This is a genomic window from Bacteroides sp. f07 (assembly GCF_042854785.1).
GTDB lineage: Bacteria > Bacteroidota > Bacteroidia > Bacteroidales > Bacteroidaceae > Bacteroides.
On sequence record NZ_BAABXI010000002.1, the window covers coordinates 794,790 to 809,037 of the forward strand.

General features: G+C 41.7%; 12 protein-coding genes and 1 pseudogene. 1 reads left to right on the top strand and 12 read right to left on the bottom strand.

Annotated elements, in window-relative coordinates:
* Window positions 1–35 precede the first annotated feature (35 nt).
* From ACGHVY_RS18035 to proB, 5 genes are all read right to left on the bottom strand, one after another.
* Window positions 36–992, bottom strand: a complete 957-nt coding sequence (locus ACGHVY_RS18035; RefSeq protein WP_390600455.1) for an acetylornithine carbamoyltransferase — start codon at window positions 990–992, stop codon at window positions 36–38.
* 33 nt (window positions 993–1,025) lie between these two features.
* The gene (locus tag ACGHVY_RS18040; RefSeq protein ID WP_390600457.1) at window positions 1,026–2,282 is read right to left on the bottom strand and encodes a glutamate-5-semialdehyde dehydrogenase; all 1,257 of its coding nucleotides are present in this window, start codon (window positions 2,280–2,282) and stop codon (window positions 1,026–1,028) included.
* An 860-nt stretch (window positions 2,283–3,142) separates the two neighbouring features.
* Window positions 3,143–4,198, bottom strand: coding sequence for a hypothetical protein (locus ACGHVY_RS18045; RefSeq protein WP_390600460.1), 1,056 nt, complete (start codon window positions 4,196–4,198; stop codon window positions 3,143–3,145).
* 42 nt (window positions 4,199–4,240) lie between these two features.
* Window positions 4,241–5,269, bottom strand: coding sequence for a hypothetical protein (locus ACGHVY_RS18050; RefSeq protein ID WP_390600462.1), 1,029 nt, complete (start codon window positions 5,267–5,269; stop codon window positions 4,241–4,243).
* Window positions 5,270–5,385: 116 nt separating this feature from the next.
* Window positions 5,386–6,468 (bottom strand): glutamate 5-kinase, encoded by a 1,083-nt coding sequence (gene proB, locus ACGHVY_RS18055; protein ID WP_390600465.1) that lies wholly within the window; start codon window positions 6,466–6,468, stop codon window positions 5,386–5,388.
* An 80-nt stretch (window positions 6,469–6,548) separates the two neighbouring features.
* Between proB and ACGHVY_RS18060 the strand changes: the two are divergent.
* Window positions 6,549–6,946, top strand: a pseudogene (locus tag ACGHVY_RS18060) (aminotransferase class I/II-fold pyridoxal phosphate-dependent enzyme); the annotation flags it as partial.
* On the opposite strand, the gene ACGHVY_RS18065 reads toward ACGHVY_RS18060, so the two are convergent.
* From ACGHVY_RS18065 to ACGHVY_RS18095, 7 genes are all read right to left on the bottom strand, one after another.
* A complete protein-coding gene (locus ACGHVY_RS18065; protein ID WP_390600467.1) occupies window positions 6,915–7,148 on the bottom strand; it encodes a DUF2007-related protein in 234 nt (77 codons plus the stop codon). The pseudogene ACGHVY_RS18060 and the gene ACGHVY_RS18065 overlap by 32 nt on opposite strands.
* A 76-nt stretch (window positions 7,149–7,224) precedes the next feature.
* On the bottom strand, window positions 7,225–8,067 hold the full coding sequence (gene murI, locus ACGHVY_RS18070; protein ID WP_308746665.1) for a glutamate racemase: 843 nt from the start codon (window positions 8,065–8,067) through the stop codon (window positions 7,225–7,227).
* Between the two features lie 109 nt (window positions 8,068–8,176).
* Window positions 8,177–8,692, bottom strand: a complete 516-nt coding sequence (locus ACGHVY_RS18075) for an OmpH family outer membrane protein (RefSeq protein WP_308746664.1) — start codon at window positions 8,690–8,692, stop codon at window positions 8,177–8,179.
* Window positions 8,693–8,748: 56 nt separating this feature from the next.
* Window positions 8,749–9,264, bottom strand: a complete 516-nt coding sequence (locus ACGHVY_RS18080) for an OmpH family outer membrane protein (protein ID WP_390600470.1) — start codon at window positions 9,262–9,264, stop codon at window positions 8,749–8,751.
* A gap of 23 nt (window positions 9,265–9,287) precedes the next feature.
* A complete protein-coding gene (gene bamA / locus ACGHVY_RS18085; RefSeq protein WP_308746662.1) occupies window positions 9,288–11,942 on the bottom strand; it encodes an outer membrane protein assembly factor BamA in 2,655 nt (884 codons plus the stop codon).
* A gap of 30 nt (window positions 11,943–11,972) precedes the next feature.
* Window positions 11,973–12,707, bottom strand: coding sequence for an isoprenyl transferase (locus tag ACGHVY_RS18090; RefSeq protein ID WP_308746661.1), 735 nt, complete (start codon window positions 12,705–12,707; stop codon window positions 11,973–11,975).
* 21 nt (window positions 12,708–12,728) lie between these two features.
* On the bottom strand, window positions 12,729–14,189 hold the full coding sequence (locus tag ACGHVY_RS18095) for a DUF6242 domain-containing protein (RefSeq protein ID WP_390600473.1): 1,461 nt from the start codon (window positions 14,187–14,189) through the stop codon (window positions 12,729–12,731).
* Window positions 14,190–14,248: the final 59 nt, after the last annotated feature.

Genomic DNA, 14,248 nt, shown 5'->3' on the forward strand with positions numbered 1-14,248 from the left:
AATAACTGCTCTTAACGATATACAATATTACAATCTTATTTCAATCCTTCAACAAGTCGTTTCAGAACTACCGTTGCGGATATTTCGCGATTGGCAGCTTCGGGGATTACGATAGACTGTGAGCTTTCAATGACATCATCCGTGACAATCATATTTCTGCGAACCGGAAGACAGTGCATGAAGAAGGCATTATTGGTAACAGCCATTTGGCGGTCACTGACTGTCCATTCACGATCCTTGCTCAATATCTGTCCGTAATTGTCGCCTGTATAAGCAGCCCAGTTTTTAGCGTATACAAAGTCAGCTCCTTCGAAAGCTTTCATTTGGTCATACTCTACCTTGGCATTTCCTACGAATTCGGGAGCCAGCTCATAGCCTTCGGGGTGAGTGATGACAAAATCATAATCGGTGGCATTCATCCACTCTGCAAAAGAATTGGGGACAGCCTGAGGCAGCGGACGCGGGTGCGGAGCCCATGTCATAACCACTTTGGGACGTGCTGTTTTTTTGTATTCTTCAATCGTAATCAAGTCGGCGAAACTCTGTAACGGATGGCGGGTTGCTGCTTCCATCGAGAATACCGGGCGTCCGGAATATTGGATAAATTGATTCAGAATAGTTTCCTGATAATCAAAGTCGCGGTTTTCGAAACGGGCAAAAGAGCGTACGCCGATAATGTCACAATAGCATCCCATCACTGGAATAGCTTCCAGCAAGTGCTCCGGTTTATCTCCGTCCATGATAACGCCACGTTCGGTTTCCAGTTTCCAGGCACCCTGGTTGATATCCAGTACCATTACGTTCATTCCCAGATTGAGCGCCGCTTTCTGTGTGCTGAGGCGGGTACGCAGACTGGAGTTGAAGAAAATCATCATCAATGTCTTGTTTCTTCCCAATTCTACATATTTGAAACGGTCTTTCTTAATTACGAACGATTCTTCAATGGCTGATTTTAAATCGCCAATGTCCTGTACACAAGTAAATTTCTTCATATCCTTTATTTTTTAATTCTCAATTCTTAATTCTCAATTTCTTCTAGTCTGCCCATCTCCTTCAATAATCCATTTGTAAGAAGTGATTTCTTCCAGTCCCATCGGCCCCCGTGCATGCAGTTTTTGCGTACTGATGCCTATTTCGGCTCCTAAGCCGAATTGTGCTCCGTCGGTGAAAGCAGTGGATACATTAGCATATACACAAGCAGCATCTACTATCTTTATAAACAACGCTGCACGTTCCTTGTTTTCCGTGACGATGCATTCACTATGCTTCGAACTATTTTCCTGAATATGTCCCAAAGCATCTTCAAAGCTCTTCACAGTCTTGACTGCCATTTTGTAGTCTAAGAACTCCGTACCGAAACTTTCTTCCGTTGCAGGTTGTAGAAGTTCGGCAGGATAATGTCCTTCCAATGCCTGATAAGCCTGCGTGTCAGCATAAATAATCACGTTGCTACCTTTTAACTTCTCGCAAAGCGCCGGAAGTTCTGCTAGTCTTTTCTCATGCACGATAGTACAGTCCAACGCATTGCATACGCTCACCCTGCGTGTCTTGGCATTATGGATAATATCCGCCCCCTTATTTGCATCACCAAACTCGTCAAAGTAAGTATGGCAAATACCGGCCCCCGTCTCAATAACGGGAATCCTGGCATTCTCGCGTACAAAATTGATAAGCCCGCTACTTCCCCTGGGAATAATCAAATCGACATAGCCTACTGCATTTAGTAATGCTGCCGTAGCTTCTCTGTCAGCCGGAAGCAGCTCTACACTATGTGGATTGACATTGAATCTTTTCAAAACTTCGTGAATCACACTGATAATAGCGCGGTTGGAACAGTCTGCGTCACTCCCACCTTTCAATACGGAAGCGTTCCCGCTCTTCAGGCACAGAGAGAATACATCGAAACTTACATTAGGACGTGCTTCATAGATAATTCCTATCACCCCAAAAGGAACACTGACCTTCGTCAATTTCATCCCATTAGGACGAACAGTCTCTTTCAGTACCCTACCCAAAGGAGAGGGAAGTGTGGCTACATTACGTGTATCTGCGGCAATACCCTTCAAACGTTCTTCCGTCAATTTCAACCGGTCATACTTCGGATCATTTTTGTCCATTCGTGCGAGATCCTTCTCATTCTCAGCAAGAATGAAAGACGTTTCTGCAACTGTCGCGTCAGCCACTGCGTTTAAAATCTGATTGATGGTATCATCGTTCAGCAAGGCTAATTCCCGGCTTGCCGCCTGTACGGCAGCAAAGGTTTCGTTTAAATTTGTAGTCATTTGCTCCTTTTTTGCATTAAATGGAAAGATAAACTATGCAAATATAGTGAATGATGTGAATAAAACCTGTTGAAAAACAAAATAAATATTGGGTGGCTATTTATATCTGTGACTGCACGTAGCATGGCAGTTTGGGCGGCGGTCATATTTTCCGTATCATTCATGAACATAGGCATATTGGTATCTATCAGTTGGCGTGTTCTCACTTCAAGTAAGCCGAATCATGTACTGGACTTATTCAAGTTTCCTACATCATTTCATTGAGCGTAGTACTTGTTCCGGTCAATTCTACTACTAAATAGTAAAAGTAAAAAACTGCTTTCAGCTTTCAGTTCTTCCCAAAAGCCCCTTTTCATCGAAGGTTTTGGCTGAAAGCGAACCTGAATGCAGAAGTGTATAATTTTAGTTCCTTTTTTGATACTATATCTAGTTGAAATACAAGCTCTGCTTTAGTGAAACGGAGCCTCTATCTTGGTGAAACAGAGCCTCTGTTTCACCAAGATAGAGGCTCCGTTCTGTTCACCCCACGTACCGATGACTTTCAGTCCACAGGTGAGCGACCCTGAGCCCATATGACATTCACTTTTGCCCACGTGATGAATCTATATATCCCGCTTGGTGGGCATATAGATTCAGTGTGGTGAGTATATATGTCCACCAAACTGAATATATAGATTTACCGGCAAGCCTGAAAGCGCTGAATGCACTACCCCTTGCTTACAGCATATTCCTGCAAGGGGTGTTTTTATTTGCTTTCAGCCGCTATCTCCTTCTATCAAGGCGTTTGCAGACGAAACTGAAACGACTGAAACCGGATAATAGCATGAAAATTCAATAAGAGGGTTTTGGTAAGGTTATTATTAGAAATTATCCCCTTGCCATGGAAGGTCTTGGCTAGGATCTTCTTGCATTTCTCCTTCTTCTATTTTGATTTCTACATTACCCGGTGTTCCTATATGGTCAATATTGGTTAATGCAATGGTATGTATATAGTTTCTCTTGAAAGTAATGCTACTATTGATTATTGTATCGTTAAGCTCATTTGGCGTTTTTTCCCAGCATACTACTACTCTGACGTTTTCTGTCAGATTCTGATTATTCTCAGTAGGTACTTTGGCTGTCAGGTTTTTCATGCTGACCATTTTCAATTCGGATTCAACAGTTTGATGAATATCTCCACTGGCGGCATCTAAATAAATACTTGGTGAATCGTCTAATTGTATTCTAAGTCGTCCTCTTTCCAGACCTGTTTGTTTGAACTTGACTCCGAAAAAGCGGCGATAGAGCATAATCGGATGTTCTTCTTCTTTTTTATCTTTGGCATCTATCTCTGTAAATCCATGATAACGCTCAATGAATGGGCGGTTGCAAGCATCTTGTGAGCCGGTTTTTATTTTCGAATTTTCTATGTTATATAAGAATCTGACTCCATTAGTTTGTTCGGCAGTAAGGAATTTATTTTGGCATTCCCCTTTGATTGTTCCGTTGCGCTCTAGATCGAATGGGGCGGCAAAACCGCCATTTTCCATTTTGATAGAATCTTTTGCATTGGTTATCATGGAGCAGACTACGCGATACTTGTATCCGTCTATGACTCTTATCTTTAGATTCTCAGGTTTTTTAGCTTTGTCTAATTGAAATATGCCATAGGCATATGGTTTGGAAGATGTATTTTTCTCGTCATCGATTAGCATGGATATGGCTATTCCTACTATTGTTTTACTTTCATCGATGACAGTCGGCTTAGTGGAACGTGACATCGGCAATTCGGTAATCAGGTAATCTCCGTCCAGTTTTAAGTTGAGATCCGAATAAGTAGTGGGCGGTTCCTGATACAGATTTTTTTCTTCAATACATGACTGTAAGGTGAAAGCTGTGAATAGGCAGCCTGTAATCATAAGATGTTTGATTTTCATATGCATGTTTTTTTAGTAGTTGTTTAACTTTGATATGATTGATTATTCCCCAATTTCCTGTTCTGCTTCTTCCATCTCGGCATTCTCACCGAAAGAGATGGTGGCATCATTTATATATTTGTCTATTTTGGTTATTTTGATTATGTTCTTTTTATTTCTTTTCATTTTAAGATTTTGGTCAGCGTATATGGTATGCCATTCTTCTTCGTCGGCCGGTCGGTAGGTGATGGTGAATCCAATTGTCTCGTCTTCCTTTAACCTTGCTGTGTAATAATCTGATATGTCGTACATTGAAATGTTCCGTTCTTCAGATTTTGATATTCCGTCGGGAGAGTATAATAGATAAAGCGGTGAAATATCTGTTGCTGTGATTTTGATGGAGTCACCGGGATTTAACTCGTTTGTGGTGAATTGTACCGAATAATAGGCGCGTTTTAATGAGATGGAAACGGAAGTGTTTGTACTCGGAGTCAAAAACTCTAGCTGCTGGCTGCCGAAGAAGCGCTTAACGGTGGGATGAATGCTTGTACTGTCCTGGTTCATTTGCATTTCACCTTTATATATATGTTGGTAGAATGACTGATTGATATTTAGAGGATTTATTGAAATCAATAAGTCATTGGTGATATGTCCATCTATTCCTTTTGAGGGGGAACATGAGAAAGGAAGACCATAAAGGGGAATGTCATTTTCCACTTTGCCGTATGGAGAGTCTTTATAATCTAAGAAACTGCAATCAAACCGGTAGGTATATCCTACGATTAACCCTATTTCCACTCTGTAAGGATCGTCGAAAAGACCGGATGCATAAGGTTGGAAAGAGCTCAGACCTTTCCCTTTCCAAAATACGTTGACTGCGTATAATCCGCCGGGTAGGTCGGAGGTGACCGAACGTCCTAATGGTTGTTCGTCTACTTCAAGAAAAGGGGCGATGTCTAGACTTACATTAAACTCTTTACCGACAGGAAAAGGCGGAGTTGAGCTCACTGCTGGTTCATCCTTGTCACTTCCGCAGGAGGTAGTTAAGAAGATGATGGTTATAAGTGCAAAATGCCAATGTTTTAATAGCATGGAGTTATATTGTTTGTTCTAGTGAACAAATATACTGCTATTAATAATTTATTGCAAATAAAGCGTTTGGTATTTCTGTTTGCAACTTATTTTATGCTGTTTTGTTGATACTGTTTTTATTCGATATACAGATAGTCATAGTGTACGACCGGTCTTTTTCCGTGTTTCCCAATAGCTTCTTGTGCCTGCTTTGAGTCGCAATTGACTTTTCCTACGCCCACCTGGTTTCCTTGAAAATCTATGATGCGCACAATGTCGTCTTTTTCAAATTCTCCTTCAATACGGGTGATTCCAATCGGAAGTATGCTGACCGCTTTCTCTGAGTTTAAAACTTCTGTGGCGCACTCATTGATATGGATTTCTCCTTTTGCAAATCCTTCACTGTGGGCAATCCATTTTTTGACACTGGATACCGCTTCTTTTGAAGGGATAAAACGTGTGCAAAGTGTATTTTCGGGGCATTGCAGCAAGTCGACCAGGATATTGTCACGTTTCCCGTTGGCGATGATGACTGTAATTCCCTCGTCAGCTACTTTGCGGGCAATATTTGTTTTTGTCAACATGCCACCCCGACCGAAGCTGGACTTGGATGCCTGGATGTAATTGGATAAATCTTTGCCATGACCGATTTCCCGAATAACGGAAGAATTGGGATCGGCAGGAGAACCATTATAAATGCCGTCAATATTGCTTAAGATGATAAGCGCTTGTGCATCCATCATGGAAGCGATGAGACCGGATAGTTCGTCGTTGTCCGTGAACATCAGTTCACTGACAGAAATCGTATCGTTTTCATTGACAATAGGAATGACATTATTTTCGAGCATCACCGTCATACAGTTTTTTTGGTTCAGATAATGGCGGCGAGTACCAAAATTCTCTTTCGTAGTCAGTACTTGACCGACAGCAATGCCGTGTTCACGGAAAAGTTCGTAGTAGCGGTTGATTAGTTTAGCCTGCCCGACAGCAGAAAATAGCTGACGCTGGTCTACACTGTCGAGTTTCTTTTGCGGGTGTATTTCACTGCGTCCGGAAGCAACGGCTCCCGAAGAAACCATAATGATTTCCACACCGGATTTATGTAATTCCGCTATTTGGTCGACAAGTGCCGACATGCGGGTGACGTCCAGCGTTCCATCGCGACGTGCCAATACATTGCTTCCTACTTTTACTGCGATTCGTGTAAATTCCTGTTTCATCTTTACTAACGATTTGAAAGTACAAATATAGATATTTTTGCCGATATGTTACAAAAACAGGCTAGAAAGAATTATCTTAGCAGAAGTTGCAACGGGACTTATTAATCTGTGCGTTCGGTGTTGCCCAACAAGCAGGAATTGCCGCATTGCGTCAGGCTGACCCGGATGTTGAGCGTATGAGGCAAATTTATGATGAGCGTCGGAAATATATGATTGCCCGTCTTCGGGAGATAGGATTTGAAATCAAGGTAGTACCGCAAGGCGCATTTTATGTTTTTGCCAATGCACGTAAATTTACCACCGACTCTTATCGCTTTGCGTTCGATGTGTCGAACATGCGCATGTCGGCATTACTCCCGGCGTGGACTTTGGAACGGGAGGGGAAGGGTATGTACGTTTCTCCTATGCTGATTCATTGGAGAATATCAAAGAAAGTTTGAATCGTATCAGTCGCTATCTTTCTCGGCACGGCTTCTGATAAGTTCCGTGGCGGCTTCGTATTGCTCCTCAGTGACAAGGATAGAAACGGAAGGGGCGATATAAGGAGCGAGTGTTCCCATAATCCCGTCTTTGATAACGCAGAGGATATTATTACTCTCTAATAACCCTTTGATGATTTCGGCTTCCCATGGAGAACCGGAGAATACTTCTATTGACTTGCTAAAATCTTCTTCTTTCATGATTTTATGGTATTAGGGGTTGTTACCTACAAATATAACAATAAAGAGGGACAAATGGTTATTCTTTCCGTAATATTTATTCGAGCGTTATGTGTTTTACGCTAATTTCACGGTTTAGAAATGTAGACGCTGATTCAGAGAACTTCTCTTCTGCTTCTGTGGTGTAAAATTGGCAGTTTCCGTTCTTTGTGCACTTTGCGTCCATTTCCGGATGCCTTCTTAAATAATCTTTCAGGCTTTCCGCCACATATTCGCCTTGTGAGATTACACTAATGTCATTGGCGATATATTGCCGGATTTTAGGAAGAAGGAGCGGGAAGTGGGTACATCCCAGGATGACGGTGTCTATTTGCGGGTCTTTTGAGAGTAATTGGTCGATGTATTTGCGAATGAAGTAGTCGGCTCCATCGCTTTTCGATTCATTATTTTCTACTAATGGCACCCACATTGGGCATGCTACTCCGCTTACTTGAATGTCAGGGAACAGCTTATGTATTTCTAGCGGATAAGATTCGGATTTGATGGTGCCTGCCGTTGCCAGTACACCGATATGCTGGTTCTTGCTAATGTTGCCGATACATTCTACGGTAGGACGAATCACCCCGAGTACGCGGCGTGCCGGATCAATATTCGGCAAATCATTCATTTGAATACTGCGTAAAGCTTTGGCGGAAGCTGTGTTGCAGGCTAATATCACCAAATGGCATCCCATCTCGAATAGTTTGTTGACAGCTTGCCGGGTGAACTCATATACGACTTCAAAAGAGCGTGTTCCGTAAGGGGCGCGGGCGTTATCTCCCAGATACATATAATCATATTCCGGTAATGCTTCTCTTATCTTGTCCAAGATGGTCAGACCACCGTAACCGGAGTCGAACACTCCAATGGGGCCGGGTATATGTGATAGATGTTGATTCATGACAAACAGGATTTATATACGCAAATGTACGCCAAAAAAAGAGAAAGCGAAAGAAGTTTAAACTTCTTTCGCTTTCTCTTTTAGAATTTCTTTCTTCAGGTATCTATACTTATTTGATACCGAGATGTGCCTTAACCTTGTTTGTTAAGTTGATGCTTTGTGCTTCATTAACATATGGAATCGGAGTTCTTGCCAGGTCGAAGATATAGATTACACCTTCTGCCGCGCCAACAGCTTTGATAGCACCGTCCAACTTCTGGTAGATAGGAGCCATTGCGTCATTCTGTGCTTTTGCCATCTGTTGTTGGGCATCTTGCTGGAACTGTTCTTGTCTTTGCATCATATCCTGCAACTCTTTCTGTCTTCTTTCAGCGATATTGGCCGGAAGAGAGTCTTTGGCGATAGCTTGTTGGAATTCCTGATATTTTTTATTGAATTCTTCCTGAGTTCTTTGAAGTTCGGCTGTGAGTTGTTTTTCCAATGTTTGAATGTCGTTTTGGGCTTTAGTAAATTCCGGCATTACAGTGATAATCTCCTGTGCATTGATATGACCGAATTTCAGGTTCTGTGCAAATACACCCATTGGGAGTGCAAGCAACATTACAAGTGCAATTTTTTTTAGCATAGTTCTATAATTTATTTGAATGATTTTTAGTTATTTCCGGATGCAAATGTATGAAATTAATTTGAATATCCTAATTTTCTTAGTATTTCATCACTAATATCTATACGTGGATTTGCAAAAATTATACCTGCAGCAGAGGCTCTGTCGACCACTATGTCATATCCATGTTGTTGTGATATGGCTTTCACAGCTTCATAAATATCATCTTGAATCGGAGTCAGCAGCTTGTCTCTCATCTTGGCTAATTCGCCTTCCGGGCCGAAATAATTACGTTTCAGTTCGGCTGCTTCTTTCTCCTTAGCTACGATCTCGTCCTCTTTCTTTGTCTTTTGTGAGGCAGAGAGTGTGGAAGATTTCGCCTGGTAATCCTGGAACATCTTCTGTGCTTCCTTTGCCAGAGCTTCTACTTCGCTTTGGTATTTTTTCGTAGCTTCTTGCATTTGCTCATTGGCGCTTTGAGCAGCCGGAATATTCTTCATAATATATTCCGTATCGATCAGTGCAAATTTCTGTGCGTTTGCCGTCATACCGACTGCAAACAGCAACATGATTAATAGAATAGATTTTCTCATGACGTTTAGTTTTTTGTGATACATTAGAATTCTTGTCCTAAGATAAAGTGGAATTGACTTCCGCCATATTGTTTAGAACCAAATACTTTATCGAAACCGTAACCCCAGTCGATACCCATCATACCAATCATCGGCAAGAAGATACGAACACCGACACCGGCGGAGCGTTTCAACTCGAACGGATTGAATTTCTTGATATCATGCCATGCGTTACCTGCTTCAAGGAAACCTAACACATAAATGTTAGTACTTGTTTCCAGCATCAACGGATATCTTAATTCGATGCCGAGACGTGCATAAGCATAACCTTCGGAACCGTACGGGGTCAATGAGCTGTTTTCGTAACCACGCAGGGCGATACTTTCCGTTGCATAGGTTGAATAACCGGTCATACCGTCACCACCTACGTCGAATGTGCCGAACGGTGATTTCTTGTATTGGTTGTAGTGACCCAACAGACCGAATTCCGTACGTGTCATCAATACCAGACATTTCGGGTGAGCAACCGGATCCATCAGCGGAGTATATGTTTTGCCTTTGAATTTCCATTTGTGGTATTCAATCCATTTATGGAGCTTATTCATGTTGTCCTGGGTTATGCTACCGGTCTCTGGATTGCTATAATATCCCTTATAATCTTTACCGTCCATCAGCGAGTAAGGCGGTGTGAACTGAACTGACAAAGAGAAGTCAGAACCCGAACGCGGGAAGATTGGATTGTCAATGGAGTTACGTGCCAAAGTCAACGAGATGCTCAGGTCATTACATTTACCGTTGGTTACCGGGAAATATTGCCAGTCACTCAGGTTATAGCGTTGATAAGCCAACTCTGCGGAGAGTGTGAAGTAGTCATCCGGCCATTTCAAACGTTTACCCCAACCTACGGAAAGTCCCCACATCTTGATAGACTTGTCAGGGTCATAGTAATTTTCATAGTTGTTGTAGTTACCGTAGTTGTACATACCATAACCGCCATAACCGCTATACATACTATTGTAGTAGTTATTGAAGTAGCTGGAATTGTAGTAACGGCTACTGATATCTGTCTGTACAGAGAAGAAAGCTGATACTGAGAATGAGTTCGGACGCTTTCCGCCAAACCAGGGGTCGAAGAATGAAATACTGTACGATTGATAGTATTTAGCATTCGTTTGTCCACTGATGGTTAATGTCTGTCCGTCACCTTGCGGCAGGATACCACGGTAGTTTTCACCCGGATGGAGCAAGTTGGCAACGGAGAAGTTGGTGAACTTCAAGCTTAACTTACCGATAATACCGGTTTGTCCCCAACCTGCCGAGAACTCTACCTGGTCGTTTGCTTTTGAAGTCAGCGGCAAACCTATGTCAACAGTTCCGTTCATCGGATCCGGCTGGATGTCCGGTTGTAGTTTTTCCGGGTCAAAGTGTCCCATCTGCTGGATCTCACGCAAAGAACGCATCAAGTCTTCCTTGCTGAACAGTTGTCCCGGGCGGATACGAAGCTCACGACGGACAACGTTCTCATACAAACGGTCATTACCGCTGATGTTGATCTTGTTGATGGTAGCCTGGCGGCCTTCATAGATTCTCATTTCGAGGTCGATAGAGTCGCCGACAATGTTTACTTCCACCGGATCGAGGTTGTAAAACAGGTAGCCGTTGTTGTAATATAGGTTACCGATAGCGTCATCATCCGTAGAGATACGTTCGTTCAATAACTTCTGGTTGTATACATCCCCTTTCTTCATACGAAGCAGGTAGTTCAACTGTTCGGAAGGATAAAGTGTATTACCCACCCAAGTTACATTACGGAGATAATATTTTTGGCCTTCGTCTATGTTTAGATATACATTGACTGTTTTTTCATCATATTGTGAGATGCTATCTTTGGCAATCATAGCATCGCGGTATCCAAGCTCATTATACTTGTCGATGATAAGTTGCTTATCCGCCTCGTAGTTTTCCGGCACGAATTTCTTTGTGCGGAAGAGGTTGCGAAGTTTACCTTTCTCGTTGGTTTTCTTCATCACCCGTTTCAGCTTGGAAGCTTTGATAGCGGAGTTACCAACGATTTCAATGGCGTGGACTTTGATTTTCTCTTTCTTGTCAATGTCGATATCGACAATTACCTGGTTTTCGCTGGAAGGATCGTCTTTCTGTGAGATGATGACTTCTGCGTTCTTGAATCCTTTATCGTCGAAGTAACGTTTAATCAATGTCTTGGCACGGTCTACGGTATTCGGAGTAATCTGCATACCTTTCACCATACCTAACTTGCCTTCCAAATCGGTACGTTCGGACTTCTTAACGCCATGATAACGTACATCTGATATACGTGGACGCTGTGTCAGGCTGATTTTTAACCAGATCTTGTTGCCTTCTATTTTCTCGGCTGTGATTTGTACATTTGAGAACAAACCGTGACGCCAATAACGCTTGATTGCTCCGGTGATTTCGTCGCCCGGCACAGTGATTGTCTGTCCTACCGATAGTCCGGATAGTCCAATCAACACATAGTCTTCGTAATTCTTCACACCTTCGACTTTGATGTCCGCTATCTCATACTTTTTAGGTGTTCCCGAGTATAAGATGACAGGTTTTGAGTCTTCATCAGTGCTGGCATTTTGCGCAATACCTGTTGTCGCAAAGGAGCACAGGCAGATAAACGTTATGAATAGATAGGAAATACGATAATGCATTTATGTTATAATTTGATGTTTCAAGTTATGTTAGCTGATTTGTTCGCTGGTTTTGCCGAAGCGGCGTTCCCGTTGTTGATACTCACAAATGGCTTTGTAGAATTCTTCCTTATTGAAGTCCGGCCAAAAGGTATCACAAAAATAAAGTTCCGAATAAGCACATTGCCATAGCAAATAGTTGCTTAGTCGGATTTCTCCCCCCGTGCGGATTAATAAATCCGGATCGGGCATAAATTTCGTTTCCAAATGAGATGCGATACATTCATCTGTTATTTGTTCGGGGGATAGTTCTCCCTTTTCAACCTGTATCGCTATTTGCCGGACAGCTTCCGTTATCTCCCAACGGGAAGAGTAACTGAGAGCCAATACCAGGCACATCCCGGTATTTCCAGCCGTATGTTCTATACATGATGTCAAACTTTTCTGAACTTCGTCCGGCAATTTTTTGAAATCACCGATTACATTGAAGCGGATATTGTTTTTCATCAGTGTCTCTTCTTCAATAGAATCTAGCAATAGATTCATCAGAGCCGCTACTTCGTCTTGCGGTCGATTCCAGTTCTCGGTGGAAAACGTGTACAAGGTCAGATACTTCACTCCCACGCGGGCTGCATCCTCAGTAATTCTCTGTACCGTTTCTGCGCCTGCACGGTGACCGTAAGTACGTTCTTCACCTCGTTGCTTTGCCCATCGTCCGTTGCCATCCATGATGATGGCTACGTGTTGGGGTATCCGAGTTTTGTCTATTTGTTCTATATAGGACATCTTTTCGAAGTTCACTTCTTGTTATTTTTTATCGAATCCTAGTTTATTGAGACGACCTCGCCATACTTCATCTGAGCCAGTGTCATCTTTACTGCAAATAATCCAAATAAACTGGTTGTCATCAATGACTATAGAGTAGTTTGCACCAGCTCTTTTCGTTAGCTCTTCCGGGAAATAGAATTTCTTACTGGCCTCTTTCCATGTTATGCCGGAAGGTGAGGTATAGAATACTTTAAAGTCATTTCCGAATGCATAGAATTCTTCATTATAGGCAATAATAGATGGAGAATTCAACATCGGGCAATATGCTGCAGAACTGGTTGATAAATCAATCCATGATAAACCATCGTAAGAACTCCATGGTACTATTGGTTGGGGAGTTTCTTCTTCTTCTTCGTCGTCGTCTCCATCTTCTTCATTATCATCTCGTGCTATAATGGTTCCCATCGAAACAATAAAAGGTACATTTGTGGCGGAAAAACCGACTGTCGAAGATATATTTCTTGTTGGGAAATCAGCAGGTAGCTCTTCACCTATATTCCACATATTTGTATTTTCGTTTGTCATACAGAAATTGTAGGTCAATCCATTGTCCATAGATGCTATTGCAGAAATACCCGCTTTTTTGTTATTAGGATTTTCCGAGTCGGGCTGAATTGCAGTTAATAAGGTTGCAAATTTTAAATTATTACGATTTAATAAATTGTGTAGTGCCCATTCTACTCCATCTTCAGACCAATATATCTGATTATCGGCAACCATATATAAACTACCATTGTACTCAATAATAGATGAAAGGTCAAAGGATGTAATTGTCGGTAATCCTTGTATATTATCGACTTCCTTCCATGTCTTCCCATCTGAAACAGTAGTCTTGTATGCATTGAGAACATTACCTGACATATAGTAAACAAGTATATTGTTATCGAGAATCACAGCTCTTTGTTTACCAGTAATGTTTCCATTAGAAAAATTCTTTGTAAATGCTGCCGGCTTTTCATCTTTTCCATTTCCCCAATTAAGAGTGTCCGGATCTAAATAATGTACGCGTACGCTCAGACGGTATTCCTTGTTGCTTTGTAAATCTTGAGTCCAGACTTTTAGTTTCAAGTAATCATTCTTATCAGGAGCATTAATGTATTTGGTGAGGTCAATAGAATCACTTATATTGATAAGCGAATCTTGCCCTTCTTTGTTTGGCATTGTAACAACGCCTGATGCGGTAGTTAATGTTTTGATTAAGATTTTGTTAATAATCGTATCTGCATGAACCGGGAGGGAGTCTTCATTATAGATGAGACCTTTAATCTGATCAATAGTGAATTTGTAATTTACTCCATATCCACCAATTGTGTCAAGTGCAAACGCATGTATAGTCGCATCTGGGCTATATTCGATGTTATTATCGTCATCAAGACATGACGTTATAACAAATGACACCATGAAAAAACTCGCAATGAATGATAAAAACTTTATTCTCATTTGAAAGATTGTGTTTATTTACAAGTTGCAAAAATAGAAACATTTTTTCCGATAAAGAA